Origin of the sequence: Nanhaiella sioensis, assembly GCF_046557775.1 — a bacterium.
GTDB classification, from domain to species: Bacteria; Bacillota; Bacilli; order Bacillales; family SM2101; genus Nanhaiella; species Nanhaiella sioensis.
In genome coordinates this window covers 167,183-193,078 of record NZ_JBKAEG010000002.1, presented here as the reverse complement: position 1 = coordinate 193,078, position 25,896 = coordinate 167,183, and the positions used below count along the sequence as shown (strand labels likewise).

At 32.8% G+C, this 25,896-nt stretch carries 29 protein-coding genes; 23 read left to right on the top strand and 6 right to left on the bottom strand.

The features are described 5' to 3' along the window. Positions 1–606: 606 nt before the first annotated feature. Complete coding sequence (locus V1503_RS24330; protein ID WP_410629809.1) at positions 607–777, bottom strand: hypothetical protein; 171 nt, start codon at positions 775–777, stop codon at positions 607–609. A 1,137-nt stretch (positions 778–1,914) separates the two neighbouring features. Between V1503_RS24330 and V1503_RS24325 the strand changes: the two genes are divergently transcribed. From V1503_RS24325 to V1503_RS24300, 6 genes are all read left to right on the top strand, one after another. After that, positions 1,915–2,277 carry a hypothetical protein gene (locus tag V1503_RS24325; protein ID WP_410629808.1) on the top strand — a complete coding sequence of 121 codons (363 nt, stop codon included), beginning with the start codon at positions 1,915–1,917 and terminating at the stop codon, positions 2,275–2,277. Between the two features lie 433 nt (positions 2,278–2,710). Then, positions 2,711–3,574: a NosD domain-containing protein gene (locus V1503_RS24320; protein ID WP_410629807.1), complete on the top strand. Its 864-nt coding sequence runs from the start codon at positions 2,711–2,713 to the stop codon at positions 3,572–3,574. A 235-nt stretch (positions 3,575–3,809) separates the two neighbouring features. Further along, a complete protein-coding gene (locus tag V1503_RS24315; protein WP_410629805.1) occupies positions 3,810–4,205 on the top strand; it encodes a hypothetical protein in 396 nt (131 codons plus the stop codon). A gap of 616 nt (positions 4,206–4,821) precedes the next feature. Next, complete coding sequence (locus tag V1503_RS24310; protein ID WP_410629803.1) at positions 4,822–5,400, top strand: hypothetical protein; 579 nt, start codon at positions 4,822–4,824, stop codon at positions 5,398–5,400. A gap of 903 nt (positions 5,401–6,303) precedes the next feature. Continuing rightward, a complete protein-coding gene (locus tag V1503_RS24305) occupies positions 6,304–6,708 on the top strand; it encodes a cytidine deaminase (RefSeq protein ID WP_410629801.1) in 405 nt (134 codons plus the stop codon). 250 nt (positions 6,709–6,958) lie between these two features. Further along, positions 6,959–7,369 carry an NUDIX hydrolase gene (locus tag V1503_RS24300; protein ID WP_410629799.1) on the top strand — a complete coding sequence of 137 codons (411 nt, stop codon included), beginning with the start codon at positions 6,959–6,961 and terminating at the stop codon, positions 7,367–7,369. A gap of 893 nt (positions 7,370–8,262) precedes the next feature. Here V1503_RS24300 and V1503_RS24295 read toward each other — a convergent pair. Beyond that, entirely contained in the window at positions 8,263–8,409 is a 147-nt protein-coding gene (locus tag V1503_RS24295) for a DUF6019 family protein (protein WP_410629798.1), read from the bottom strand. A gap of 105 nt (positions 8,410–8,514) precedes the next feature. On the opposite strand from V1503_RS24295, the gene V1503_RS24290 reads away from it, so the two are divergent. The 7 genes from V1503_RS24290 (at position 8,515) to V1503_RS24260 (ending at position 13,609) form a co-directional block, all read left to right on the top strand. Then, positions 8,515–8,745, top strand: coding sequence for a hypothetical protein (locus tag V1503_RS24290; protein WP_410629796.1), 231 nt, complete (start codon positions 8,515–8,517; stop codon positions 8,743–8,745). A gap of 46 nt (positions 8,746–8,791) precedes the next feature. Further along, a complete protein-coding gene (locus V1503_RS24285) occupies positions 8,792–8,932 on the top strand; it encodes a hypothetical protein (protein ID WP_410629794.1) in 141 nt (46 codons plus the stop codon). Between the two features lie 99 nt (positions 8,933–9,031). Continuing rightward, positions 9,032–9,622 carry a TetR/AcrR family transcriptional regulator gene (locus V1503_RS24280; RefSeq protein ID WP_410629792.1) on the top strand — a complete coding sequence of 197 codons (591 nt, stop codon included), beginning with the start codon at positions 9,032–9,034 and terminating at the stop codon, positions 9,620–9,622. 161 nt (positions 9,623–9,783) lie between these two features. Next, complete coding sequence (locus V1503_RS24275) at positions 9,784–10,500, top strand: SGNH/GDSL hydrolase family protein (RefSeq protein ID WP_410629790.1); 717 nt, start codon at positions 9,784–9,786, stop codon at positions 10,498–10,500. Positions 10,501–10,614: 114 nt separating this feature from the next. Continuing rightward, entirely contained in the window at positions 10,615–11,436 is an 822-nt protein-coding gene (locus tag V1503_RS24270) for an SDR family NAD(P)-dependent oxidoreductase (RefSeq protein ID WP_410629788.1), read from the top strand. Between the two features lie 795 nt (positions 11,437–12,231). Beyond that, complete coding sequence (locus V1503_RS24265; protein WP_410629785.1) at positions 12,232–12,795, top strand: GNAT family N-acetyltransferase; 564 nt, start codon at positions 12,232–12,234, stop codon at positions 12,793–12,795. A 313-nt stretch (positions 12,796–13,108) separates the two neighbouring features. Beyond that, a complete protein-coding gene (locus V1503_RS24260) occupies positions 13,109–13,609 on the top strand; it encodes a DinB family protein (protein WP_410629784.1) in 501 nt (166 codons plus the stop codon). A gap of 157 nt (positions 13,610–13,766) precedes the next feature. On the opposite strand, the gene V1503_RS24255 is transcribed toward V1503_RS24260, so the two are convergent. Beyond that, entirely contained in the window at positions 13,767–13,949 is a 183-nt protein-coding gene (locus tag V1503_RS24255; protein ID WP_410629780.1) for a hypothetical protein, read from the bottom strand. A 290-nt stretch (positions 13,950–14,239) separates the two neighbouring features. Here V1503_RS24255 and V1503_RS24250 point away from each other — a divergent pair. Next, a protein-coding gene (locus V1503_RS24250) for an IS3 family transposase (protein ID WP_410629777.1) occupies positions 14,240–15,798 on the top strand; the annotation gives its coding sequence in 2 pieces (ribosomal slippage) (positions 14,240–14,882 and positions 14,882–15,798; 1,560 coding nt in all). Between the two features lie 134 nt (positions 15,799–15,932). Here the strand turns inward: V1503_RS24250 and V1503_RS24245 are convergent. Beyond that, entirely contained in the window at positions 15,933–16,640 is a 708-nt protein-coding gene (locus V1503_RS24245; protein WP_410629775.1) for a hypothetical protein, read from the bottom strand. Positions 16,641–17,392: 752 nt separating this feature from the next. Here V1503_RS24245 and V1503_RS24240 point away from each other — a divergent pair. From V1503_RS24240 to V1503_RS24220, 5 genes are all read left to right on the top strand, one after another. Continuing rightward, positions 17,393–17,590, top strand: coding sequence for a hypothetical protein (locus V1503_RS24240; protein ID WP_410629774.1), 198 nt, complete (start codon positions 17,393–17,395; stop codon positions 17,588–17,590). A 67-nt stretch (positions 17,591–17,657) separates the two neighbouring features. Continuing rightward, entirely contained in the window at positions 17,658–18,227 is a 570-nt protein-coding gene (locus V1503_RS24235) for a hypothetical protein (protein WP_410629951.1), read from the top strand. A gap of 104 nt (positions 18,228–18,331) precedes the next feature. Next, positions 18,332–18,694 carry a hypothetical protein gene (locus V1503_RS24230; RefSeq protein WP_410629772.1) on the top strand — a complete coding sequence of 121 codons (363 nt, stop codon included), beginning with the start codon at positions 18,332–18,334 and terminating at the stop codon, positions 18,692–18,694. Between the two features lie 584 nt (positions 18,695–19,278). Next, a complete protein-coding gene (locus V1503_RS24225; RefSeq protein ID WP_410629771.1) occupies positions 19,279–20,319 on the top strand; it encodes a DUF3895 domain-containing protein in 1,041 nt (346 codons plus the stop codon). Positions 20,320–20,562: 243 nt separating this feature from the next. Continuing rightward, positions 20,563–21,165 (top strand): HNH endonuclease, encoded by a 603-nt coding sequence (locus V1503_RS24220; protein ID WP_410629769.1) that lies wholly within the window; start codon positions 20,563–20,565, stop codon positions 21,163–21,165. 97 nt (positions 21,166–21,262) lie between these two features. Here the strand turns inward: V1503_RS24220 and V1503_RS24215 are convergent, their stop codons facing one another. Then, positions 21,263–21,709, bottom strand: a complete 447-nt coding sequence (locus V1503_RS24215) for a hypothetical protein (RefSeq protein ID WP_410629768.1) — start codon at positions 21,707–21,709, stop codon at positions 21,263–21,265. Between the two features lie 265 nt (positions 21,710–21,974). Next, a complete protein-coding gene (locus tag V1503_RS24210; RefSeq protein ID WP_410629767.1) occupies positions 21,975–22,679 on the bottom strand; it encodes a hypothetical protein in 705 nt (234 codons plus the stop codon). A 303-nt stretch (positions 22,680–22,982) separates the two neighbouring features. Here V1503_RS24210 and V1503_RS24205 point away from each other — a divergent pair, with 303 nt between their 5' ends. From V1503_RS24205 to V1503_RS24190, 4 genes are all read left to right on the top strand, one after another. Next, on the top strand, positions 22,983–24,383 hold the full coding sequence (locus tag V1503_RS24205) for a DUF3854 domain-containing protein (protein WP_410629765.1): 1,401 nt from the start codon (positions 22,983–22,985) through the stop codon (positions 24,381–24,383). Between the two features lie 101 nt (positions 24,384–24,484). Next, positions 24,485–24,886 (top strand): hypothetical protein, encoded by a 402-nt coding sequence (locus tag V1503_RS24200; protein WP_410629763.1) that lies wholly within the window; start codon positions 24,485–24,487, stop codon positions 24,884–24,886. Positions 24,887–25,114: 228 nt separating this feature from the next. Further along, positions 25,115–25,303 (top strand): hypothetical protein, encoded by a 189-nt coding sequence (locus tag V1503_RS24195; protein WP_410629761.1) that lies wholly within the window; start codon positions 25,115–25,117, stop codon positions 25,301–25,303. 190 nt (positions 25,304–25,493) lie between these two features. After that, positions 25,494–25,793 (top strand): hypothetical protein, encoded by a 300-nt coding sequence (locus tag V1503_RS24190; protein ID WP_410629760.1) that lies wholly within the window; start codon positions 25,494–25,496, stop codon positions 25,791–25,793. Positions 25,794–25,896: the final 103 nt, after the last annotated feature.

Below are 25,896 nucleotides of genomic sequence, written 5' to 3'. Positions count from 1 at the left end.
CCACGAATACCCCTGCCCTCACCAAACTGGCAGGGGATACATATTTTATAAATCGGATGGGAATTTCCAACTGTATTGCCTCTATTCTTCTGGATAGAGGCTTTTTTTTTGTACATAAAAGAAAAGATAAATTGGCCTGAGAGCATCACAGCAACATATGTATACCTCGCTGATTGTTCATGAAAGGAGGAAGCATCAGAGAGGTGAAAGTGTGGTATTTACGGTGTACTATATATTATGTAAGTATCTTTAATTAAGCTTGTATAAATGTGATAGGTGATATAAATCATTTTTATGCAACTTAAGTGATATCTTGTCTAGTCAATTTACTCGTCATAGATTCATCGATACCATTTTTTACAGCGCGTTTTAGTATCTCATAAAAGACAAAAAAGAAAATAGTACAGCAAATAATGCAAGAAAAAGTATAGCATCCAAGCTAATCACCTCAAGTTAGAAAGTTATTTACAAGGTAAATTATAACAATAATTAATAATGAGTTAGTAAACAAAATGGACATTGTGGTTATCGTATCTAAGAGTGATTAGATACAAAAGGAAAGTACCTCGTCACAAATGGAGAGGTACTTTAAATGACATTGGCATCTTAATCTTCAGGTGGACAAATTTTATTAAGAGAAATACCATCTGGATATGGATCACAATTTTCGCCTCCAGTACCACCAGTACCACCACCATCATCAGAAGGTGGTGGTGGATAATATGTATTAGATGTACCTAGCCCCATCCCGAATAGTAATGTGAAGGTTTGCTGCAAACATCATTAATTTTTTCTTAACTAAATCACCTCTTTGACAGAATAATTTGAACATTTAAATTATACTAACTTTTATTGATAAGGTCTATGTTTTCTACAAAAAATCCTATATATAATACTTTTTTATTCTCATTGTAATCATTGTAAAGATGAGGGTAGCAGATAAAATAGTTTATAGTATTAGGGTAAGCGCCCGGTGCCTTGTCGTATTGCTATGACAGGTTTCCAAACGCTCCCCTCCGAAACGGACTTACACCTTTCAATGTATACGGCTCTCCACTTATCATCTAAATGTTTAGACTTGTTTAATACTACTTTTAGATTTTATAATGCCTCACGCATTAACCTCATTTTGTATTAAACTGATAGGCTGTCCTCCTTTGCCATGTGATAGGCTTTCCCTATCTCGGACTACTACGAGGACTCCGTTACCTTATCGGATATTCAGATACCGTACGTACCATAACCTTTGAGGCATTCCGACTTAGGTAATCCCCATTTAGACAGATAGAAACAAGCTTTTTGTAATGGAGGAAGCGACTTTCGTCTGTTTCTACTTATGGTAGTTGAGAGGATAAGATACACTTGGCCTCTTACTATGTTTCTATAATCAACCCTTATCCTTATAGCGTTACAGTTACCTTTCGCTATACGCATCACTAATCGCTCTTAGACTATCGTTCAAGCAGTTTAGCTTTCTTCCTTGTTTACAAAATTCATCTTGCCCTTCAGTCGTGGCGTGGTAACTCGTCAACTTATGGCTTTACGCAACATGCTACACTCCCCGTTAGGTTTCCCCTTCGGATAAGTTGGGTGATGATAGGCTTCGATTGTGAATTTTAACCTACGCTGTTGCCATCCAGCGATTTTTTATCTGCCCTTATGGGCGCATAACACAAGTGATATTATGTAACCTCCCGAAATTTTCGCGAGGTGATAAATAGCCTTATACAAGGATTCTACTGGTAGATTATATTGTATGCATTATAACTTTATTTATTTTGAGCTTTTGTCCATAAAAAGACAAAAACTATGCTTCTATATAAAAGCATAGTTTTTTAAAATCACATATACATATCCAAGCTATTCTCTAATTAATGAATATAATGAACTATAAAGGTTAAAGGAGGTGTATTTATGGCCAAAGGAAAAATACGAACTACCGGTGTTTTGTACCGAGAAGTAGGTACCGTTGAAGGACACACAGAAATCCTAAATCGTGGCGAAGAGGAATGTACAATAAAAGCTACAGCATTTGATTGGGAAGATGAAAATGAACCAATGTTGATTAAAGAAGAGATAATAGTCATTGATCCGAACACTCGGGCAGCATTTGATTTCGAAATGTCTCGACACGCTGAACTTGTTATAGAAACTGAAAATAAGTGTAAATGTATGGGTGTTTTCGCAAATCTTTATTTTCGTGACCAGGATAATTGTACGGTAGGTACACCTGTATATAACAATGATTTTATAGATGTACCATATGACTGTTACTAAGTAGGAACATTATTTTTATTATCTTAAGATATGTAAACTCTCCCTGTTTTTTGAAAGAAGGCGACAAGGAGAGTGAGTGATAATAAAGGGTGTAATTTATTTTATGGAAGTATTTTAGTTAAGCTTGTATGAATGGATAGGTCAAATAAATCATTTTTACGTAACACAATGATTATTGAGTCGATTAGTTCCAGTTCTTCAATAATGGAGTATTGGAACTATTTTTATTTTACATAATCAGGATTCTACTTTGCGGTATATCGTAGCTTAGCTCCCTTTACCTTAAAAACAAAATTTCGTAATGAACCGTTGTCATACCCTTATAACAGGAGATTTTGCTGCAATATACCCTTGTATATATCACACAGCATACAATCATTTTGGAGAGCAGACGAATAATATATCTTATCCCAAACCTAAAGGAAGTGATGATTTGACCATTTTTATTGTGCCTTCAGATGACACACCAACAATCAATTCGGCTATTGATCAGGCTGAATCAGGAGATATCATTAAGATCAAAGAGGGTACTTACTCTGAAAATGTCATTGTTGATAAAAATTTCATTACAATTCAAGCATTAGACAGAGCCAGTGTCACAATTAGGGGATTCAACCAAACAGGAATTGGTATAGATATTAAAGGTGTAGAAGGTGTGATCATTCAAGATTTAGTGATTACTAACTATTCAATTGCGATTTTCTTAAGAGGAAACAAGAATAGGATTATAGATGTATCAGCAACATCAAATGCTATATACGGCTGTCTTCTAAGAGGAGATAATAACATCATTGAAGATTGCTTATTTCGTCTAAATGTTATAACTGGAGTAAATATTGCAGGGAGTTCAAATATTTGTAGAAATAATATTTGCGATGAAAATGTAATAGGTGGATTTATTTGCTCAGAAGGGAGTGCAATTCGAAATTTAATTGAAAACAATACCATTTTTGAGTCTGAGATAGCAATAGGATGGTTAACAATAAATTCAACTAACAATGTTTTTTCAAAAAATCTGATTGCTAATAATGATTTTGCAATTATCATACAAAATTCTGGGAATGAAATTTCTAGAAATATCATTAAATCTCATAAACTTGAGGGTGTAGATATTCTAGGAGATGATAATAAATTATTAAATAATCTTGTTGTTGATAGTAATGTTGGACTAACTATAGTTGGAAATAAAACCGAAGTAATAGGAAACGTTTTTCTGTGGAATAAATCAGCTGATATTGTAAATTTAGGGGAAGGAACTATTTTTAATAGTAATAAAATTGAAAAAGAAATTTTATAGTAATAGTAGACTGTTATTGATTACTAAAGATTGAGTTAGAAAAGTTAGAAAGTCTGGAAAGTCTAGTGTTCTAAAAATGTATAAGGTTGTATTCTTTATACATTTTTAGTTTACATAATAGTAGTTATAGGAAGTTAACTAGTTTTTATATAATTGATCCTCGTAGTTAAACACACACACTTTCTCAATAAGTGATACGTATCTTATAGTATTAATTTATTTGGAAGGTGATTCAATGAGTGCCTGCACATGTAAAAATAAAGTCCCATTTAAGGTTGACACAGCAAAATGTTGCAAAATCTTATGTAACCAGACAGATGCGGACATTTCAGTTAGGATTCAAGCTGGAGAAACCCGTGTGTTTTATCGGAATATTTCAAACCAGATCGGTACAACAGGGATGCTTTCTATAGATGGTAATAGCGGCTTCGATAATCTACCCAGTGGACCAGTAAATTTAACCTTTGTACCTCAAAGTGGACCGGATGTAAATATATCATTAGCTGAAGGTGAAGGAGGGACTTTTAATTTTGCAAATATAGTCGAAATCAAAGCAACCAATCCGAATCCCGTGAATGGGGACCCTATTGTATTCGATTATGCAATTTGTAGATTATTTGATTCAAATTAATTATTCTAGGGCTGTCTCAGCCCTTATTATTTTTGAAAAGTCGCTACCCATACATTGAACAATTGGAGCCAATGTATTATACATATTTTGAACCAAAGAGTCTCAAAAGAGTACACCCTATTGAGACAAGTGTAGAATAACGGTAGAAGGTGTTAAGTGGCGTGTAGTTCACACATAAATAGTTTCCTCTTAATTAGCTTTCATAATAATAATAGATTGTATTTTCTGAAAATAAAGAATATAATGGTAAATAAGTTATCTGATATTTTCAAGGAGGTGAAAATAATGGTTAATCAATACACAGTCTATGCTATTGAAGGCGGAGTAGGAGGAGGCTCCATACCACCACCGCCTGAGCTAAGGAAATGATAATTGTACATAGTTGTAGAGAAACGCAGAACTCGTCTTTAATGGCGAGTTCTGCGTTTCTCTTGTATAACAATGAATATAATATACAATTCTAGTTTACATAATAGCAACTATAGAAACTTGTTTAAACACACACAATTTACATAGACTTCAGTACATTTTTGTCACGCTAAGCATGTTAGTCCAAACTTTCTATAGAAAATGACCATAAAATAAATTAAAACAATTATAGAAGGTGAAAATAATAATGAAAGATAAAGATTGTAAATGTAGAGTTGTTCCACCACCACCTCAAGGGCCACAGGGACCACCGGGGAAACAAGGTCCTCAAGGCCCTCAAGGACCACAGGGGACAATGGGAATTCAAGGACCTACTGGAGAAACAGGATCAACGGGACCACCAGGTACCGCATTAGGATTCTGTCAAATAAATGGATCCCCCGGTGAAGTACCGGCACAAGAAGGTGGTACTGTATCTTTTGGAAATCTGGGACCTTGTCAAAATATAACTGTGCCAATGGGTAATCAAAGTATCCAACTAACTGAATCTGGGGTTTATGAAATTTCATTCGGAGCATACTGTGATTTAGAAGATACAGAAAGGATATTCTTTCAAATTAGAGCAAATGGCACTGTGATAACTGGAGGGAATTTAGATATAGAAAACACCTCTGGTGGTGCGATTGAAATTCCGATAGCTAAAACTGTCTTATATAGTAATGCAGTGAATGACATAATAACAGTTGATACACCAACTGTTGATAGTGTTGGTGCTAATACCCCAGTTTATTCTGATCCAGTTCTTAATGTAATTAGATTAAGTTGATACACTCATTTTTTAACAATTAATAACGTAACTCGGGATGATACAAGACTATTTATATTTGATTCTAACTCAGGGCTGATAGATTTCCCACTCTCAAGAACCACCATTCGTACCTTAACTGGGGGTGATGTAGTTTCTACTGTCATAGACACCGACATGCCAGGAACTTCTGTAGATTTTACTACCCTTTCACTGCAGGTTATTCAATTATCTTAGGTGTACAAAAGTCAAAGAAGCTGTTAATGAACCTTCAGCTTCTTTGTATATCATTGAATAAGATATACAAACTTAGTTTACATAATCATAACTATCGGAACCAATACAATTTCACAATCCTTAATATAACAACGTTTTTTAAAGGTTGAAAATTTTTCATATATACATGATTTTATATATTGTTAATTATAAAGGTTTTGAAGAGGGGGAATCTTATTATTTCCTTAATTTCTTGCATAAAAAGTTTTTGCAACAGGAGGTGTTAGTAAACATAAGTTGAGTTTCCAACTAAGTAACCGATAGTGTTGTTCAACAATATGGCGCAAGAATGTAGTTAAGGCGATCCTGAGTACCTTAAGGATAAGTCTATTAAGAATGGGCACCAGGTAATTTACGAATCTTATAATACGATATGGCGCATATCTGAAACATAGATATGTGCCATTATCCATTTTAGGGCTAGATTGTAGAAGACTTGAAATCGAGATAATAACTTAAAAGAACTGAATCAGAGGCAAAAAGCTCTGTAATAGAAAAGCCCCTTTCTTTATGAATGGATGTTATGGAATAAAAAACCTTGTGGAATATAGATAATTTTGAAATAATTAGTAAGGATTTTTCAGCTTAATGGAACAGTGGTTCTCAGAAAAGTAGTATAATTTTTAATGATGATATAGGGGGATAAAATTGAGTATTGAAGAGCGGATTTATCAGTCAGCGATTGAGTTAATAGAAAAAAGGTATCCTTCTGGTTGGGGAGGAGCTGCGGCGATGTACACTGAAGATGGTCAAATCTTAACCAGTGTTTCACCAGAAGTTATCAATGCTTCAACAGAATTGTGTATTGAAACTGGTGCAATTCTTGAAGCACATAAATTAAATGCAAAGGTCACACACACTATTTGTGTTGTGCGAGAAGATGAAGATGCCGAATTTAAAATTTTAACTCCTTGTGGTATCTGCCAAGAAAGATTATTTTACTGGGGAGAAAATGTAAAGGCAGCTATAACCAATCCAAATGGAAAACTGGAATATAAAATGTTGAAGGAAATACAACCATACCATTGGTATAAAGTCTATGAAGATAACTAAAATGTAGAGTTTGTGAAGTAATGTACTTAAAGTAAAGGGGGCTTAAATCGAAGAACATATTACAAGTTATCTCGAATTCAAGCTTTCGACTATCGGGCCCATTTCAGGAATAAGAATTGTGTCTATTTTTTGATTGTCTAAACTAGCTGACTTTGAAATAATTAGTATTAAGCAAACTTGCAGAGAAATTGCAGAACATTCTGTTATATATGATTTAATCCTGAAAAAAATAGATAGGAGTGTGTAATAAATGAATAGAGTAAATGTAGCATATGCTTTTATTTATAAAGAGGATGAGAATAAAATCCTTATGGTTAATAATAAGGGTGGAGGTTGGTCTCTTCCTGGTGGTGCAGTGGAACAAGGGGAAACTTTAGAACAAGCAGTTGTTGGAGAGGTTAAGGAAGAAACAAGTTTAACAATTGAAGCTGCTGAGGTTATAGCTGTCAATGAAGCGTTTTTTAAAGAAAAGGGACATCACGCTTTATTTATAACATTTAAAGCAAAAGTCATCGAGGGAGAAATTTCAATTATAGATAGAGACGAAATTTCAGAAATTGAGTGGGTAGACATACAAAGGGCTAATGAATTAATGCCTTATCATCCTTATGGAGTGGATAGCTTACTAAAAGCCTCTTCTCCTTATACATTTCAAGGTTAATAAACCCTCCGGTTCTTCAACTATATGGCGCAAGAAGCTAGTAAAGGCTATCTGGACTATGTTAAGGATAGTTACCTATTAAGTAAACACAAGTGATATTGTGTTTCGTAATATATCTATTGAATGAACAAAAAGAAGGAGTGTATGATTTGGGATAATTCATATTAACATTTTTATACTTATCATCGGTGTAATAATGTTAAATTTAGGGTTTGACCTTAAAAAAAGATGGATCATTAATCTATCCATCTTTTTTCTTACTATATCAATTGGATTCTTAGGAATAGGATATTTATGGGTATTGTCCATAATGACCAGTGATTAATTGGTTAATCGGGAAAAAATAAAGTCCTTAACAAGGTTATATGGAACATAGTAGAAATTGTGGTTATTGCTATTTATTTTTGTAAATTCAATGATTAATGAGTCGATTAGACTAAGGCTACATGACAATATTATTCAACAATATGGCGCGATGATATAACATCGCGTTTTTTTGAGCGAAAAATCCTAGCACTAAAGGATAGAGATATAAATCATAAAAAAGTTATTTCTGGGTATATATACATACTATTATAGATTGTTCAATATCTCGGTAAATTTTTTGAACAACCCCTATGTATTACAACCACTGACTTATGTCGGTGGCTTTTTTATTTGTTATATGTTTAATAATAGTAGAGCTCTCATGTTAGATTCTAATCCTGATACTAATACGATAACCAACAAGATAAATAAAACCAATATAAGTGCCACATTATTAAATAAATCCACCTTTTAACACCTCCTATAGTCTTATACAATATACTATGCTAATAGATTCCAGTTGGTATAGGACAGGTGATCCATCTATTTACAATACCCGTTACAAAATGGGAGTGTTTGTAGTGTCGTTATTTCGACCCATGTCTTTTTTTAATATCTTGTCTAATCAATTTACTCGTCATAGATTCATCGATACCATTTTTAACAGCACGTTTTATTATTTCATAAAAGATGATCAAAATAATAGGTATAGCAAATAAAAGCGAAAGTTCCAAAATGAATCACTCCATTAAAAAAGATATGTACAAGGAAAATTATAACAAAGATTAGTAAACATAATTATAGTTGTGTTCACTAATTTTTAACTGGAGAGTGAAGGTATGGATAAAGAATATGTAGTTTACAGTTCGAGAATGGTTCCTTCTAAAATTAAAGGAGACTTTCCAGAAGTAATTAAGACAAACTTATCAGATTCATTATTTAATCCAGGTTACACAAACGATATTAATAGTTCCTATAGATTTTACGAACTTGGTGAGGCAGAAGAAGCAGCCGATTTTCTAGGAATGGAAGTAGAAGAGCTTGAACTGAGATTAAAGCCAATTGGGTAAGTAGGAGGGGATTAAAACGAAACAAGTCTCTTTAAAGGAAAAAGTAATGCATGCATTTGATGGATTTATTGATAATAAAGTGTGGTTTGCTAAAGAAATGAAAAAAGAACTATTAGAAGTGATTGAGAAAGCAGATCAAAATAATTGTTTTGGAGGCTTTCCTTTTGAAAAAGAAATATACCAATGATAGACTTATTTGTGGAAAGTATTGTTATTAATTTTGTTATATGATACTCTATATTTGAACAATCGTTCAAAATTATGTTGATATTTGTGGAGTGATGATTTGAGTACTCAAAATGAATCAAAAGATGATTCAAAGTCAAAAATTATTAAGCATGCCACAGCACTTTTCTCTCAAAAAGGGTATGCAGCAACTTCTATAAGTGATATATCCAGAGTAACAGGTTTAAGTAAAAGCCATATTTATTATTACTTTGAAAATAAAGAAATGTTATTTGTATTTTTAGCAAAAAAATCAATGACAGAATGGAGAGAAAAATGGCTGAAAACCGAAATTTCTTACAGCAATGCAACTGATAAACTATATGGTATGGCAAGACACGTTTTATATAATTTTCAAACCCCTTTACTACAAGCCGGGCGTGAAATGGCTACGAATCAGCATGTAGATCCAGAGACTGTCAAGAATTTATACACAGATCTCACTGCCGTACCAAATCAAGCTTATTTTAAGATTTTTCAAGAAGGGGTTGAAAGTGGAGAGTTTTCAATTATGAATATCCAAGAAACGACATTGCTATATAGTTCATGGCTAGGTGGATTATGTGCGTCTATTGGAATATTAGATTTTGTCACACTAGAACGTCTTTTTGATAATGCTGTAACGATATTTTTAAAATCAATTCAAGATTGACACTCCTCATTATATTTTTATGTAAGTTTGAACGATCGTTCAAAAATACAGCTGAAAAGTATATCGATTACTTTATTAATGGGATCATCAACACTCTTATGTGGTTCAAAAATATGGAAATATACATCCGAAAAAATAAGAACAATTTGAGGTGGAAGTGTATGAGAATTGGATTAATCGGTGATAGTTTGACAGAAGGAAGGCCAGGAGTATCTTTTGCTTCAATTCTTCAGACAAGATATGAAAACGCTGTCATTGATATTCATGGAAAACCTGGAGAAACCGTAGTTAGCTTATATAACCGCTTGTTAAAAAAACCACAAAGCTCTAAGTACGATGTCTCATTTTTATGGATTGGAGTTAACGATGTCTACTCTAAATTATTGAGAGTACAAGCACAACCTATCGCAAAAAATCATCAGGAATTTGAGGTGTATTTTCAGAAGGTACTTGATCTTTTGATTGAATCATCAGCAAAAATTGTTACAGTTACACCAGCTATAGTAGGAGAACAACTAGATAATGACTCAAATCATGAAGTAAGAGAATTGTGTGCTATTATTCATGCTATATCTAATCAATACCCCAATGTAACCTACTTAAATCTCCATGACAACTTTGAAAAAAAACTTAATGGTAAAAATAGTTCTGATTATATTTCAACTAGCACCATAAGAATCTTAATTGATGTTCTTTTTTATAAAAACATAAATCGAATTGATCGTTTATCAGAAAAAAGAGGGTTATATTATACCCTTGATGGTATTCACTTAAATTCAGTTGGGGCTACACTTGTAGCCAATCAATATGAAAAAATGATAGATGATATTTTTGATGACAAAAAGAAGAAGTCATTAAATAAATCTCTATATACGTAATATAAAATAGAAACAACTTAAAACATAGTACCAAATCTTATACAACAATAAAGATACTATTTAGTAGCAATTAATAGATAAGTGGGATATTTCGTTAAAGAGGAGAGATGACTGATGGCAGAGAACAGAAAAGTAGCTATTGTCACGGGTGGTGCGTCTGGAATAGGTCGAGCAATTTGTAACGAGTTAGTATCCCATAATATATTTGTAATCATCACAGATATTAATAAATCAGAGGGTAAGCTGTTTGAAGGTGAACTTAACAAAAAAGGAATAACGTCTAGATATGTATTTTTAGATGTTACTGAATTCAAAAGTGTGAAACTTGTAATTACTAATGTATACGAAGAGTTTGGTAGGCTAGACTATCTCTTTAACAATGCGGGTATTGCTATGTATGGCGAATTATATGATATGTCGATTGAGAATTGGAAAGAAATAATGGATATTAATTTGTGGGGGGTCATTCATGGAACTCAAATAGGATACAACCTGATGAAAAAACAAGGTTTCGGTTTTATAGTAAATACTGCATCCGCAGCTGGATTAGGTCCTTCCCCAATATCTGCAGCGTACTCTACAACGAAACATGCTGTCATAGGTTTGACCACATCCCTGCACTATGAAGCAGAAAATTTTGGCATTAAAGTAAGCACGCTTTGCCCAACCTTCGTTAATACACCAGTTTTTAAGAATGCCAAAGCTGTCAATATGGATAAAACCATCATGACAAAACAAATGAAAAAGCAAAAAATGATGTCTCCAGAAAAACTTGCAAAAATCACCATAGATGGAATACATCAAAATAAGCTTATAATCTGTCCAATGCCTATGCGAAAAACAATGGAAATCATTTTCACATTATTCCCAGTAGCACACAGAAAATTAATGAGATTGGTATGTAAAGTAGGTAGAAAAGCACATATAGAACAATAAATACTAATACGTTTGCGTTTTAGTAATTGAATGAAGAGTGAGCAACCTGTTGTAACAAGGGGGACGTCGACAAAAACGACTTTCTGAAATCGATTCCCCCTATTCCATAAAATAGTGAGATAATTGAATAGTGAAAATAGAATTTTGTAAGAATCATAATAGCAAATGAGTCAAAAAAAGGGTATATATAAAGCTATATCCCTATTAAACCACTTGAATGTCTAGAATATGTGGATCTTACGTGTAGTTTATGCTTAATTCACCACATGGATATTGTGATCACTAGCAAAAATCCAACTTCTTTTTGAAAATAGGATATTAAAAGAAGTCGGAAAAGTGCAAACATAGTAGTTATCTTCCATTTGAAAACTAATTGAAAGTTAATATAATAAGTTTAGATTTTTAAAAATGGCATATATGTTTTGTCAATGTATAAAACGAATGAAGACTTCATAACTGTATTTATAATGAAAATTATGGTAAAAAATTAATATAATTTACGTATTAAATTTTAAAAGAGGTGCATCTTCATGATAACAACTATGTAATTTTATTATCTTGTTAAAGAAATGAACCTATTCACACCTATTAAGGGCATGGAGCATATAGTGTAAGATGGGTTGTCCAAAAGAAAAGAAATTCTACCAAAATTTCTCATGAAAAATATTGATCGATCAGAATTCTTTTGATGATAAGGCACATCCAACTCTTGAAAAGTCTACTTAATGGACAGCCTCATGGACATTATTAAAACATTTGCAACATGTATTCGGTCATCATCAAGGAGGTAAAGATATGGAAGAACTTAATATTGAATTTAACATAGACTGTGGAGATATATATTTAAGAGAATTGAGACTTGAAGATTTAGATGAATATTATGAAATTACTACACACCCTGGTGTTGAGGAGTTTTTACCTGATTGGAAATCAACAAAAGAACAAAGATTAGATTGGCTGGTAAATTGGGAGATTCCTGGTGGTAAAGAGTTTTTACATTCTGTCCCTGATATAGGAACTAAGAGTTTAAAATTAGGGATTATTTTAAAAGAGACTGAAGAGTTTATTGGCTGTATAGCTACTTCCATGAAGGATGAACTACCAGCTCCAAATAGAGAAATTAGTTATGTAATATCAGAGTACTATCGGAATAAGGGGTATACAACTAATGCTGTGAAAGGACTGGCTAAATATCTATTTGAAAAAACGAATCTTGAAATCCTAAATGCGATAGCTTTAACAAATAATGAAAGCTCAAACAGGGTAATCACAAAAAGTGGTTTTACCTACATGAAAACGATTGATATTGAAGGTGAAGAATATTATCAATATATTCTGAATAAAAAACACATAAAATGATTAGTATTGTTAAATATGAGAGAAGCCTATATACAGTAGGATGTTTGAGAAGGTGTTATTAAGAATTTACTAAGCAATTTTTTAGACAGGGATATTTTTTAAGGAAACTTAATGGACATAGTGTACATTATAGAATAAGCGTATTAGCTACATAAGTCAGTTTTGCGTGTTGTATTATCCAATTTTTCCGTAATGAAAAAATAGTGCTTTTACATTTTAAATAGGAACAGTTCTAAATAAATTATTTATGAAGGAAATAATAATGTAATAGAGGATGTTTAAACTAGAACTTTTTGTAAGAGGAGGATTTCAGATGTATCGTAGTTTAAATGATTTTTTAATATCCTGGGAATTCGAAGCTAAAGCAACAAGCAAAATTCTAAAAAATCTCAATGATGAATCTTTAAGTTTTGAGGTTGCCCCACACCATTGGACTTTAGGACGTATAGCATGGCATACTGTTACTTCTATTAAGGTTATTAGTTCACAAGGAGATTTAAGTTTTGAAGCTCCTAGTGAAGATTGGTCTATCCCTTCTTCTGTAGATACTATAGTTGAGAGTTATGATCAATCTTCTAATGCATTTGTTGAGGCTTTGAAGGCTCAATGGACAGATGAGAGTCTTTTGGATCAAATTGATTTCTTTGGTCAAAAAATGCCGAAGGGATCCCTATTATTATTTTTGAACCAACATCAGACACATCATCGAGGACAAATAACTATTCTTATGAGGCAAGCAGGCCTAAGTGTTCCAGGTATTTACGGTCCTTCCAAAGAAGAATGGGCGCTTATGGGTATGGATGCACCAAAATAATAGTAGTTTACGAAACATAATGATAAGTGAATCGATTAGTTCCAGTTCTTCAGAAATGAAAAACCGGAACTTCTTTACATAATCATGAATCTACTTCGTTGAATAACGTAGCTTAGCTGCATCCACAGGGTCTGTCTTTACCTTTCTTAGATTTGTACTACGTGAGCGATGAGACACAAGTGGATTCTAAAAACTGGACAACAGGTGAATGGTAAGAACCAGTTGACTCAAAGATACCGAAGGTTTCAGCCCACCTGATACTTTTGTAACCTCCTGTAAGAAATCTAATAAGAACATGACTCTCTCCTTTTGAAACATTCAGACCAACCACTGGATTCATCTATCAATCTCCTCCTAGAAAAATGAATGAGTCGGTAACCCCTAAGCTCCTTATAATGCCATAGGTTCGCTTGTAAAACGGGATCTATGTCCCAACCAGCCAAAAACATGTTTATACTTGTAGGGGGGCGAACAGTTTTGTTGACGGGATCAAGTCACACTGGCGCTGCGTTTTACCCCGACTACCTCTATCATAAGACTTCATGAAAAAAGGTCAACCAAAAATGATATGCTCCCCTTAAGGTAGACAGATTAAAAAATAAAATCTGATTACCTTAAGGGGGCTTTTTTATGTCCAATAAATTTTTCTCTATTGAATTTAAACATGAAGTGGTGAGGGCATATAACAACGAAAACTTCACTCTAAAAGAGCTAACAACAATGTACCAAATTCCTAAAAATACTATTTATAAATGGGTAGAGCGATTTGAGAAAAGTGGAATTGATGGATTAATTGACTCTAAAACATGGAAAAACTACTCCAAAGAATTAAAGGAAGCTGCAGTTAAAGATTATTTGTCAGGGGAATACTCTCAACGTGAGGTTGTTCGTAAATATGAAATTTCAAGTTGTTCCGTCCTTGAGAAATGGGTTTACAAGTATAATAGTCATAGTGAATTAAAAGATACGAAACAAGGAAGGACAAGGACTATGACTAACAGAAGAGATACGACTTGGGAAGAACGGATACAAATTGTAATGGACTGTTTAGGGAATGGCAAAGATTATCAAACAACAGCTGAGACCTACAAGGTCTCTTATCAACAGGTGTACCAATGGGTTAAGAAGTATGAAAATGGTGGAGATGAAGGACTTAAAGATAAACGTGGAAAAAAGAAAGAAGAAGTAAAGCTAACTCCAGAAGAGAAGATTGAACTCCAGATGAAAAAGCTAGAAAGAGAAAATGAGCGCTTACGTGCGGAAAATTTATTCTTAAAAAAGTTAGAGGAAATCGAAAGGAGGCGAAAGTAAGCTGCATTCGATATGAAGACAAGTATATTGCCATTCAGGAACTTAATGAAAGCAAAGGCCTGAGTATTCTATTGCTTTGTGAAGTGGCAGGTATTACAAGAGGTGCTTACTATAAGTGGCTAAAACGGAAGCCTTCGGCACAAGAACTTCAGAACGAAGAGATTATTAAAGAAATGATGGTTCTACATAAGAAGGTCGATGGGATATATGGATATCGTCGAATGACGTTAAATATCAATCGGAAATTTGAAGAGAACTTTAATTACAAACGTATTTATAGACTAATGAAGGTAGCCTGCATACAGTCTGTCATTCGAAGAAAGAAAAATTCTTATAAGAGCTCTACTCCTCAACATGTCGCAGAAAATGTGTTAAATCGCGAATTCACGGCAGAAAAACCGAATGAAAAATGGGTAACGGACGTAACGGAATTTAAATATGGAGTATCAAAGAAAGCTTATTTAAGTGCTATTCTCGATCTATATGATGGCTCAATTATTAGTTATGTTTTAGGGAATTCGAATAATAACCTTCTTGTGTTTAATACTCTTGACCGAGCGATAGACCAACTGAACGGGGATTATCCACTAATACATAGTGATCGAGGATTTCAGTACACATCTAAAGGGTTTAAACGAAAAATAGATGCCGCTAAGATGACACAAAGTATGTCGCGAGTAGGTCGATGCATTGATAATGGACCGATGGAATCTTTTTGGGGAGCACTAAAATGTGAGAAGTATTATTTAAATAAATATGAGAACTTTGAAGAATTATCTCAAGCCATAGAAGACTATATACATTTTTATAATTACGATAGGTACCAAAAACGATTAAATGGCCTTAGCCCTATGGAATATAGAGCTAAAGCCGCTTAAGTGACTTTTTATTATTTCCGCTGTCTACTAGACAGGGAGCATATCAAAACTGATAACCTTATATTACGAAATGGCGCAAGTCTGAGATAATGGTGCCATTCTTTCATTTTAGATTGTTGAAGATTAGAATATCTTTATGGATTTGATAAATCTAGTTCAATGGTATCTTCTATATAGGCTTCACCCATTGCATCTTCTTTTACTATTTCAATAGTAACTTGTTCATCATTTGTCCATTTGATTTTAAAATCGTCAGGAAAAATGTTATCAGTAGGGGTGTATTCTATATACTCATGAAGAGGACTTCCTCTTTTACCATAAAATATTTTAAGAATTGCATATGGGGAAGGTCCTTTAGATTTAGATATTTCTCTTAATTCAATGATATTGATAAGGTTGGGAGATTCACTTACTTTAAAAGAAAAAGAGCCTAATTCATATTGTCCTTCCATAAAAGGGTTGTCACTTTCAGCGTTAAATTTAATGATTTCGGGGATTTGTTCGTCTCCAAAAAGTTTAATGGTTGCTTTATAGTCATCTTCCCAAGTTATAGAAACATTTGCAGAGGTAAGTGTCCCCCCATCATTATAAATTTTTCTATCTATATAGCTCCACCCACTTTTTATTCTAACAGTTGAGCTACCAAACCCTACAGTCATTCCTTTTTCAACGATTTTAATTTTGTTGATGTTTTTAGGAGATGTGCTACTGTCAAGTTCTTTCTCATAAAAATAAAATATTCCAATAAGGAATAAAGGAAAGGCAAATATTAGGATTGAAAAAAATAAAAGGATTTTTTTTATTATTGCTAAATATTTCTTGGTAGACTCACCTTTCAACATTTCGATTCTCGCTCCTCCTTTATTGCTAAATGGCAAAGACAAACTATTCGTTAATATAACAATATTAAATTTGTTATATCAACCACACCATAATTTTTGATAATGCTATTAAAGTAAGGTATGTAATATAACAATTAGTAAAGGTATAAAAAGTAAGTATCTCCAAAGTCCAAAATGCTAATTTATAACTATTATTAATATATAATGTCAATGTGTAATAACGGATAAGTATGGACTTACTTTATTAGGAAAAACCTTCAAGAGCGATTCAAAAAAATACCCAATATGATTGTGGTAGTAAATAAGAGAATATTTATAATCCCTAAAATTGTTTAATCATTTATTCTCCTAAAAAAGTAATAATCTTCATGCATAAATAACTCTACAGTAATTGTTAGAACAAAAGAACATGTAATTATAACCAATTACAATGATATCGTATATTTGTAAACTCAATGATTAATGAGTCGAATAGCTCTAATGCTACATGACAATATTATTCAACAATATGGCGCTTTTCAGAAATAATACTGAAAAGCGCCTTTATTTGTTTACTTATTTCTCCGTTCAAATTGCAAATCTTATATTGTACAATTAGGAGGGTAAATATGGATAGATAGGAAAAACTTACGTATTTTGCAATGTCTAATTGTGGTTATTTACTGATTAATTAGTATAATCGTTATTTAGTGAGTTTCTAAAATGGAAACAATTAAAGAGTTTGAATATAAAATTATATTAGGAGGACTAAGATGGATAAGCAACGTACATATTTTTACGGATTTATAGCTGGATTTGTATTGATAATTTTACCTGTCCCTCATTTTTTCTTTTGGGAAGATATAATAGATATTGTCGATGTGGTATTTCAATATAGTGGATTTATATTGTTAATGGTCTGTGTATTTCCTTTGGTAATTGAAGTCTTTCGGAATTTTTATCATAGATAATTTTCTATATAAAAAGATAGAAACATTTATTGAAAAGTAATAAAAAGAAGGTTGGATATTGAAAAATATGAAAAAATTGATGAATGTAATAACAATGTTAGTTGTAATCATGTTGATATTTTTTATTAGTGGGCATAGGTTTACGGCATTAAGTGCTGCTAAAAGTAATTCCTCCTTATCTAAAGATGCAGAATTGTTGGGGGAGTATGAAATAGGTTCATCTGTTATATTTCTATTTAAGAGTGATAAAGAACAATTATATCGAACCGTTTTAACTCAAAAATCAGGAGTGCTATTTAGGAGTAATGCATCTACTTATTTTCCTTATAGTACTGATAAACTTCAAACAGTTGGAGGTATGAGTTTTACATCGGAAAATACTGAATTTTCTTTTTTGAGTATAACATCGAATGATGAAGATGTAGCATATATAGAAGCTGGTGTGGTACCTAATGTAGAAAGAAAAGAAATCAACAAGGATGAGCAAATCTCTTTCTTGTTTCCGTTTAGTATGCAAATAGATTTTCTGCATCCCACGGCATATGATAAAGATGGAAACAAATTATATTATTATGGCTACCCTAAAGGATCAAATGTATTAAAGAAAGAAGATTTTAAATGGCATAAAGTTGAATAAACTTAAAGAGCTACAAAAAGTCCTCTTTTTCAAAATTAAATGATAAGAAATACAAGTCTTCTTCCACAATCAGTGGCGCTAACGTGAAATATTTGGAGAATAATATGAGATTGATAATTTGGGTGATATTTTCCGCAATAATATCAATATACACCTTATATAATTATTGGCCTGATTATGAGGATAATGAATTTCCTTTGTTCACAGATATATTTTTACCTATTTTTTTAGCATCGTATTATGTAACATTTTTTGCAATCCCATCATTATTATTATTCAAATATGTAAAACAATCATCAGTTGTTTTTATACTTACCGGCACCTTATTTCTCCTATCATTTTTATTTTCTCTAAACATTTTACTATTTTCATCAGTTATTTTTGAAGTCATACTATCGTTGACAGTTTCTTTAATAGCATGGTATTACATTATTTTATCAGTAGTCTTTTTAATTAGGTCGAAATAATTAGTTGAAACAATTGAGTGTTTAAAATACCAAAAGTAAATGTACATGTTTTTATATTACCATTAATAACTAATCACAATGATTAATGAGTCGATTAGTTTTTCCTACTGCCCAAACTGAGAATTGTTATTTCACAATATGGAGCGAATATGGATTAACATGGGTATAAACTGATCAATCTTTTTTCAAAATGTCTCCTTTTTATTAGTGATAGGTTCAAGTTTTTTGAGATACTTTTAATTAAAATTTGTTTTAAACCAACACATAATTTGTTATCAGATGGGGTTCTAGTCAGCCTTTGCTCTTGAGTAAGTGTTTATTGATAATAACTATTACATAAAAGAAAAAGTAATTGACCCAAAAAGCGCTCTAGCAACACTATTATATTTAACAGAATTAATATTAACCGTACTAAATTTATAAATATTGTAAAATTTTCAAATTATATTTTTTTAGTTAATAGTATAATCAAACTAATAGAAGATAAATAAAAAACTATTATCTTAGGCTGTCGTCACAGCCTATTAAGGTAACTTTGGGCTGTCTTTTTATTATCGATTAATTAACAAGCGAGGAGGGAAATTATGAACCAATCAGAACGTGATGCCATTATTAGAACATTGGATGAAAACAAAAAGCAATTCATAAATGAACAGTTAAAGCGTGGTAAGAAAACAATATTTTCTAATGTTTTGGCAGAATGGAAAGCTAGTTCTGTAACAGAAGGAATAGAAGAAATAGCAGACAGTTGGGTGTTGATAGACTTTCTAGATGCGGGTGAAACTTGGAAAGAAACATCAGACCTCTTTTGTGATTGTGGAAAATTGCTTCGTTACCAGTATATTGTTGTCAACAACCAAACTGGTGATACACATAAATTTGGGGAAACGCATTTTGAACAACACACAAATTTACCAGCTCAGCTAGTTAGAGACATTATTAAAGGATTTGAAAATATAGACTATGAAATGGACGAAATACTAGAAAAAATAAAATATGGATGGAACTTTAGAGATATTAACATATTGATACCAGATGGCTTTTGCATTCCTCAAGATATTAAAGAACACTTTGAAAATGACATACCTCTCCTAGACCGGCAAATTAACAGATTAAAAGCACAAATTAAGAATCATATAAATGAGTTAGAACAGCAGAAAAGGCAGAAACACATTGAAAAGCAACAAGAAGAATGGCTCAGAAAAGAAGAACAGAGCGAAGAAGAAAAGGCAAAAGAACGAGAGTTGCAAAAGGCTAAAGAGCAACAACTAATAGAAGAACGAAATATAACCATAAGGACTATCCATATAGGATACCTTAATATTGAACTCAGTAAAAAGTATATGGAAGCCATAATACTTCTATTAAATCAATACCCAAAAAGTACTATTGATGTACTGTCAATTTGTAGGTATTTAATTGAAGATTTTGGTGCAAGTAATGATACGTATCAAGGTGGGAAACCTAGAATATTCCCTCATATCGCTCTGTTTTTAGATGTATTAGTTAGGGAAGATGTTTTGAAACTGAAAATTTCTGACCTACAGAATAGACACTATATAATTCAAAGTGGTGCTCAAATTTGTGAAGAGAATGTAGATGGAAAGCAGTTGAGTATGTTTTAGGTTGGTTTTGTTCAGAATTAATATTTAAATTATAAGATTATTATAGGGAGTTAAGCGAACTGTATTTACGGTTATTACTCAAAACAGAACAAAACAAATAATATGATTGGTGAGGAGGAAGCATCAACAAAAAATACGGGAAACATGGATAATAGACAACACCAAAGAAATTTCCAGTGTTATAACAAAGTAGTAAACAACAATGATATTGAGTCAACTATAATATAAGGGACGGAAGATAACATGGCAGAGATGATTTTAACTATAGAAATAGCACTACCTAGCTATGCTCAAGGGAAAAATATAAGAAGCCTTTTGCCACAAAAACTTTGGGACAAAGTTAGGAAGGAAATTTTCAACGATAATAAAAACAGATGTCAAATTTGTGGAAATGAAAGTCATCTAGAAGGTCATGAAGTATGGGAATTCGATATAGATAACTGTGTGTTACACCTAAAAGACATTGAGAGTCTTTGCAAACTCTGCCATAGTGTTAAGCATTTTAATAATACAATTATTAACAGTAAGAACATGGATTATGTGATTGAACATTTCATGCATGTAAATAATTGTTCCAAAGAAGAGTTTAAAAAACATCTCAGAGAACAAAAAGAGAATCATCCAAGAAATCCTCATTATTATTTTAAATTCCCGATAGAACAGAGAATCAAGGAAAGAAAAAAATATATTGCAGAAGAAAAGAGGCTTGAGAAGCAAATATGGAGATTTTCTATGGATAAAGAAACGCCATTTTACGATGAGATAAAAAATTGTGTTACTAAACAAGGATTTATTTTACGAGGAAACAAAATAGAAATTGTGTTGAACAACTATTTTTCTCATTGAATGCACGAACAAATCAAGAAAACATAATATGTAATGCACCTGCATGATGACATGAAAACAGCCCCACTCTTTGAATAGAGTAGGGCATTTCTAATGTTTACATACCTTTTTGAAAAGTAGTTACATTGATGCACCTGCAAGTAAAATTAAGTGTTCCTTGTGGGGGAAGACCTGAGACAAATAAACGATACTTGTGACATCCTATTCCTGGTTCATCACATACAGTATTGTTAGGAGTAAGTGTATATTGCCCATTTCGATTTTCCCTCACTGTGTAGGTACACAATATTTTTGTAGTATTCCCTGTAATACGTTCAACTTCATAATTTACAGACAAGGGGCTTGTCGCATCAGCTTGTATGACAAACATTGAATCTATTTTTGCAACCCAATCCTTTTCAGTAATCAATAGATTATCAGTTGTCAACGTTATTAAGGGTATTGGATCTACTCCAACATTAACGTTTGTGAAAGTGATAGGTGTTTTTTCACATTTACAAAATAATTCATTGTTTCCTTTTCCCTTACACCTACAATCAGACATTCAATTACACTCCTTTTAAGTTTTAAGATGTAAACATGTTCCTTTTATTCAGTGAATGTCTGACTATTTAAATATGCAACTGTCAATTGTCTAAATGATCAAAGAAACACAATGAATAGTGTGTTGATTAGTTCCAGTTCTTCAAAAAAGAAAAATTGGAACTTTTATTATTTTACATAACGGAATCTACATTGCGGTATAGTTCAGTTTAATTTTTCAATGTAAAGAAATTCGAGCTTTTAGGATGAATTGTAATTGAAATTGTTTACGACCCTGTCGCTTTCTCAATTTCTTCACCTTGTTTGTTTTTTAACAATCTTTTAATTCCTTCACTAATTGTGACCTTGTCATGAAGATTGTTAATAAGTTCTTCCTTGTGCTTAATGGTTTCTGTTAATAATCTGTTTGCTGCCTTCTCTTTGTTTAAATCATCCTTATGGGATTGAAGCTTGCGTAATAGAGCCGTATTTTCTTCCATGACTAAGTTATGTTCATCGAGTTTAGCTTCAAAAGCTTCATTTTCTTTTTTTAATGTGTCTATAATCATATCTTTGTCTTTCAATTGTTGTTCCAACGTTTCGAATGTTATAATCTTTGCGTTCAATTTTTCAATTTCTTCATCTTTGGCTACTAGCTGTTTGTCATAATCTTGTGTAAGCTCAGTCTGTTCAAATACCTTTTCCTTATAAAGCTCTTCTGAACGTTTCACTTTTTCTTTTTCAACCTGTAAGAGAGAGTTAGATTGATTGACTAAATCTAAAAAACTCTTTGATAAATCATTCAACAGTATCCAAAAATTTTTTGAGACATTCTTTAAATGCTTATGTTGTTGTATATTCACTAGGTCATATGCCTGTACGAGTGCTTCGTACACATCAGCTTTTTGTTCGTGATCAGTAGCAATATCTTGAATTCGACTAATTGTATCCTTGTATAATCTATCTGAAATTTTCTCTGTACTTTTCTTCATAGGTAGATTCCACACCCTTTTATTAATTTTGTGTGACGTGTCCTACTGTCTGACATGTCCGACAACATTAAGTATTGACTGAACTGCCAACTTATATACGTGAAAGTAGGAAGAATTTCCAGAAAAACATAGACCCATCCAAAAAAATCACTTATAATAGCCATATATTATTAAAATTTGCTCTATTTTGAGCCCTGTAACGAGAACTAAGCCCTATGTGGTGACATGATTACTCTAGGAAGTAGTATGTCTGCACATAGGGCTTTTTTGCGTATTTAAAACCTGTAGGAAGGATGAGCATGTATGAGGATTAGTGACAAAACGGTTGAAAAAGCCAAAAAAGTAGACTTACTTTTTATAGCTGAACAATTAGGCGAGTCACTTCAAAGGTCAGGTCATAGTTATTTTACGTACCGAAATGGGGGAGAACGTACACCCTCTCTTAGTATTAACCCCCAAAGAGGTATTTGGAAGGATTTTGGAGGTGTTGCTTCAGGTAGATGCCCCATTTCTTTTGTTGCATATAGACGTTTTAATGAACCATATCCAAAGGATAAACGGTTTGTTGAAGCGGTGGAAGAGGTTTGTAGGCTTGCTGGAATCACCATTGAATATGATGATGGTCAAACAAAAGAATTTCAGCCAGTGGATTATACGCCCACTTTTACACCTAAAGAAAACCAAAATAAAAAAGCATCTGCTGAACGTATCAATGAAGTCTATCAAGCATGGTTAAAGCAACTACCATTATATGATAGGCACATTGACCACCTTAAGGAAGTACGGAAAATTCCTTTACAGATTGCAAGGATAAGGCAATTTAAGTCATTAACTCACAACAACAAAGATCGCTACATAGCTACAAAAGCTTTGTTGCGTCATGTGCGTGAGTTAGATGGTATTCCTGGATTCGCTCTCAAAAAAGGACAATATAGTCCATATTGGACAACAGCTGGAAGAGCGGGATTGCTGATACCTTACAGAGATATTCATAATCGTGTACAAGGATTTCAAATCTTGTATGATGAAAGACCAACATTTATTGAATGTGAAGGGGATCTTGAAGTTCACATGAACGATTATGAGCATTTCTTGGTTGTGCAAAAGAGTACCGGTGAAGTTCTTGAACATTGTACTCGTAATCAGCTTTCAAAGCAGCCACTTGTGCTAGCAGAAGGAAAGGTACAGTCAAAACAAGGTTCTAAATACGGATGGCTGTCTTCAACTGCCGATGAAAGTAAAGGGATTTTAAAAGGTGCAGAAATCGCAAACCCTACTCCATATCATATGGCTGTTCCCGCTGGACCACTTTTAAATTGGACACTCCATAAAGGAGAGATCCAAGAACATGGTGTGGATACAGACACCATTTGGTGGGGAGAAGGAGGACTTAAAGGTGATATTGCTGCTGATTTTACTAAACAAATCCACTTACAAGTATCGGGTGTTACTTCTTGGAGATTGCTCCTTGAACCAACTATTGCATTGAAAGCTAAACACGTCATTATTGGCTTTGATGCTGATGCACAAACCAAAACTGATTCAGTACAAGTAAATGTTTTAAACTGCATTAAGGAAGCTACTAAAGAACTTACTCCTCTAGGTATTCGACTTTCTATTGCTATATGGCCGATAGAAAAAGGAAAAGGAATCGATGACATTTACAATAATGGTTTCGAACCTCAAATCCATCCGATTACTTAAGTAGTAAGAACTTATAAAACACACAGGAGTCGCAATTTTTATTGTGACTCCTTTTTTATGTTTTAAGAAGAGAAACTCTAACTCAATAAGGAGGATTTATAATGATTGCTAAATTTAAGACAGAAAATGTGGAATATGTGTTAGAGGAAAAAGGTTATTCAAGAAATGGTCACTTTTCTTTAAGCGAAGTGGAACTAAAGGAGCTACAAGTCGGTGAACCTGCGGTGTTCTATATTCAAATAGGTGAACAAAAACGGATAATTAATACTGACATTGTATATCAAATTGAACAGGCCCCTGTTTCATTCAAAAGGGATGCTATCATCGATATACAAATATTCCGCATCAAAGTCATAAGGAAAGAAAAACAACCGATTTCTCTAATGAAGTTAGGGACTGAAACAGAAGTAAGAAGTTGGGCAAAAGAACGATTTAAGAATAAAAAGGATACAATGACGATTCTTCTATTCCCTTCAAAGGAGGTGAATAGAAAATGTCAGTAACTACTTATCCAACATTCAAATCAAATGAAGAAATAAGGGTACGATTAAGCGGTCAAAAGTAGAGGATCGAAGCGGATTTTGTTAGGTGGCAACAAAAAGAAGACCGACCTGAAGGTTATTTCTTAGTTATCAACTGGAACGGAGAAATTCGCTTCATAAATGATTGGTTTATCGATTGTATTAATGAAGAACCGTTTCATGCCTGTATTGCATAAAAGGAGGGGTTAAATGAGAAGGGATAAACCATTTCAGACCCCTTTTGTGGGTATGAAAGTATGGATACATTTTAAAGAAGACGTAATACCAGGTAAGCTCATTAGGCAAGATGTGGGGATACCTAACATTATGTTATTTGAACTGAATGACGGAAGGACTATATCCGCTAATGATTGTGATTTTTACAGTTATCGCAGATAGAAAGAACACTAAGGAGGAATTTACTATGAATTTTTTAAATAGACTTTTCTTTAATATGACTCGTCGTTGGAGAGTGAGGAAATTATTAATGAAAAAGCTAAGAGCTGTAAGGTTCAACTAGAAGATAATAGAATTTTTCTGAAACTATATGGTATATGAAATTTGAACAACACACAAGGAGGAACTATATATGAAAGATACTTATCGGGAACAATCCCCCTATGTAGGGATGGAAGTTTGGGTCTTATTTTCAAATTCAGAACTTATTGAGGGAACAATCATAAGAAATGATGAGAAATTAATCATCTTACAATTATCAGATGGCAGGGTAATATTAGATTCTGAATGCAGTAAAGTCGCTTTAAAGGAAGACTGTATTCAAAATGGACATGAGATTATAATGCCTAATCAATATATACCGAATAGGTTTGTAATTGGATGGATGAAACTGAAGAAACTAATTACTAAAAGAAGAAGAGGAATCGTTTGACCATCTTTATGATTAACTAAACGACTCTACATAATAACAAAGTCGATTTTCCTTCAAGTGAAATCGACTTTGTTTATTTTTTCAATGCGAATTCATAGCAAGG

Excerpts from the sequence above, each read along its gene's own strand:
- V1503_RS24215 (WP_410629768.1), bottom strand. The coding sequence starts at position 21,709 with ATGTCTGATTGTAGGTGTAAGGGAAAAGGAAACAATGAATTATTTTGT.
- V1503_RS24245 (WP_410629775.1), bottom strand. The coding sequence starts at position 16,640 with ATGTTGAAAGGTGAGTCTACCAAGAAATATTTAGCAATAATAAAAAAA.
- V1503_RS24255 (WP_410629780.1), bottom strand. The coding sequence starts at position 13,949 with ATGAATCCAGTGGTTGGTCTGAATGTTTCAAAAGGAGAGAGTCATGTT.
- V1503_RS24290 (WP_410629796.1), top strand. The coding sequence starts at position 8,515 with ATGGATAAAGAATATGTAGTTTACAGTTCGAGAATGGTTCCTTCTAAA.
- V1503_RS24275 (WP_410629790.1), top strand. The coding sequence starts at position 9,784 with ATGAGAATTGGATTAATCGGTGATAGTTTGACAGAAGGAAGGCCAGGA.
- V1503_RS24260 (WP_410629784.1), top strand. The coding sequence starts at position 13,109 with ATGTATCGTAGTTTAAATGATTTTTTAATATCCTGGGAATTCGAAGCT.
- V1503_RS24205 (WP_410629765.1), top strand. The coding sequence starts at position 22,983 with ATGAGGATTAGTGACAAAACGGTTGAAAAAGCCAAAAAAGTAGACTTA.
- V1503_RS24265 (WP_410629785.1), top strand. The coding sequence starts at position 12,232 with ATGGAAGAACTTAATATTGAATTTAACATAGACTGTGGAGATATATAT.
- V1503_RS24240 (WP_410629774.1), top strand. The coding sequence starts at position 17,393 with ATGGATAAGCAACGTACATATTTTTACGGATTTATAGCTGGATTTGTA.
- V1503_RS24200 (WP_410629763.1), top strand. The coding sequence starts at position 24,485 with ATGATTGCTAAATTTAAGACAGAAAATGTGGAATATGTGTTAGAGGAA.
- V1503_RS24195 (WP_410629761.1), top strand. The coding sequence starts at position 25,115 with ATGAGAAGGGATAAACCATTTCAGACCCCTTTTGTGGGTATGAAAGTA.
- V1503_RS24285 (WP_410629794.1), top strand. The coding sequence starts at position 8,792 with ATGCATGCATTTGATGGATTTATTGATAATAAAGTGTGGTTTGCTAAA.
- V1503_RS24325 (WP_410629808.1), top strand. The coding sequence starts at position 1,915 with ATGGCCAAAGGAAAAATACGAACTACCGGTGTTTTGTACCGAGAAGTA.
- V1503_RS24210 (WP_410629767.1), bottom strand. The coding sequence starts at position 22,679 with ATGAAGAAAAGTACAGAGAAAATTTCAGATAGATTATACAAGGATACA.
- V1503_RS24190 (WP_410629760.1), top strand. The coding sequence starts at position 25,494 with ATGAAAGATACTTATCGGGAACAATCCCCCTATGTAGGGATGGAAGTT.
- V1503_RS24315 (WP_410629805.1), top strand. The coding sequence starts at position 3,810 with ATGAGTGCCTGCACATGTAAAAATAAAGTCCCATTTAAGGTTGACACA.
- V1503_RS24300 (WP_410629799.1), top strand. The coding sequence starts at position 6,959 with ATGAATAGAGTAAATGTAGCATATGCTTTTATTTATAAAGAGGATGAG.
- V1503_RS24220 (WP_410629769.1), top strand. The coding sequence starts at position 20,563 with ATGGCAGAGATGATTTTAACTATAGAAATAGCACTACCTAGCTATGCT.
- V1503_RS24270 (WP_410629788.1), top strand. The coding sequence starts at position 10,615 with ATGGCAGAGAACAGAAAAGTAGCTATTGTCACGGGTGGTGCGTCTGGA.
- V1503_RS24230 (WP_410629772.1), top strand. The coding sequence starts at position 18,332 with ATGAGATTGATAATTTGGGTGATATTTTCCGCAATAATATCAATATAC.
- V1503_RS24225 (WP_410629771.1), top strand. The coding sequence starts at position 19,279 with ATGAACCAATCAGAACGTGATGCCATTATTAGAACATTGGATGAAAAC.
- V1503_RS24235 (WP_410629951.1), top strand. The coding sequence starts at position 17,658 with ATGAAAAAATTGATGAATGTAATAACAATGTTAGTTGTAATCATGTTG.
- V1503_RS24310 (WP_410629803.1), top strand. The coding sequence starts at position 4,822 with ATGAAAGATAAAGATTGTAAATGTAGAGTTGTTCCACCACCACCTCAA.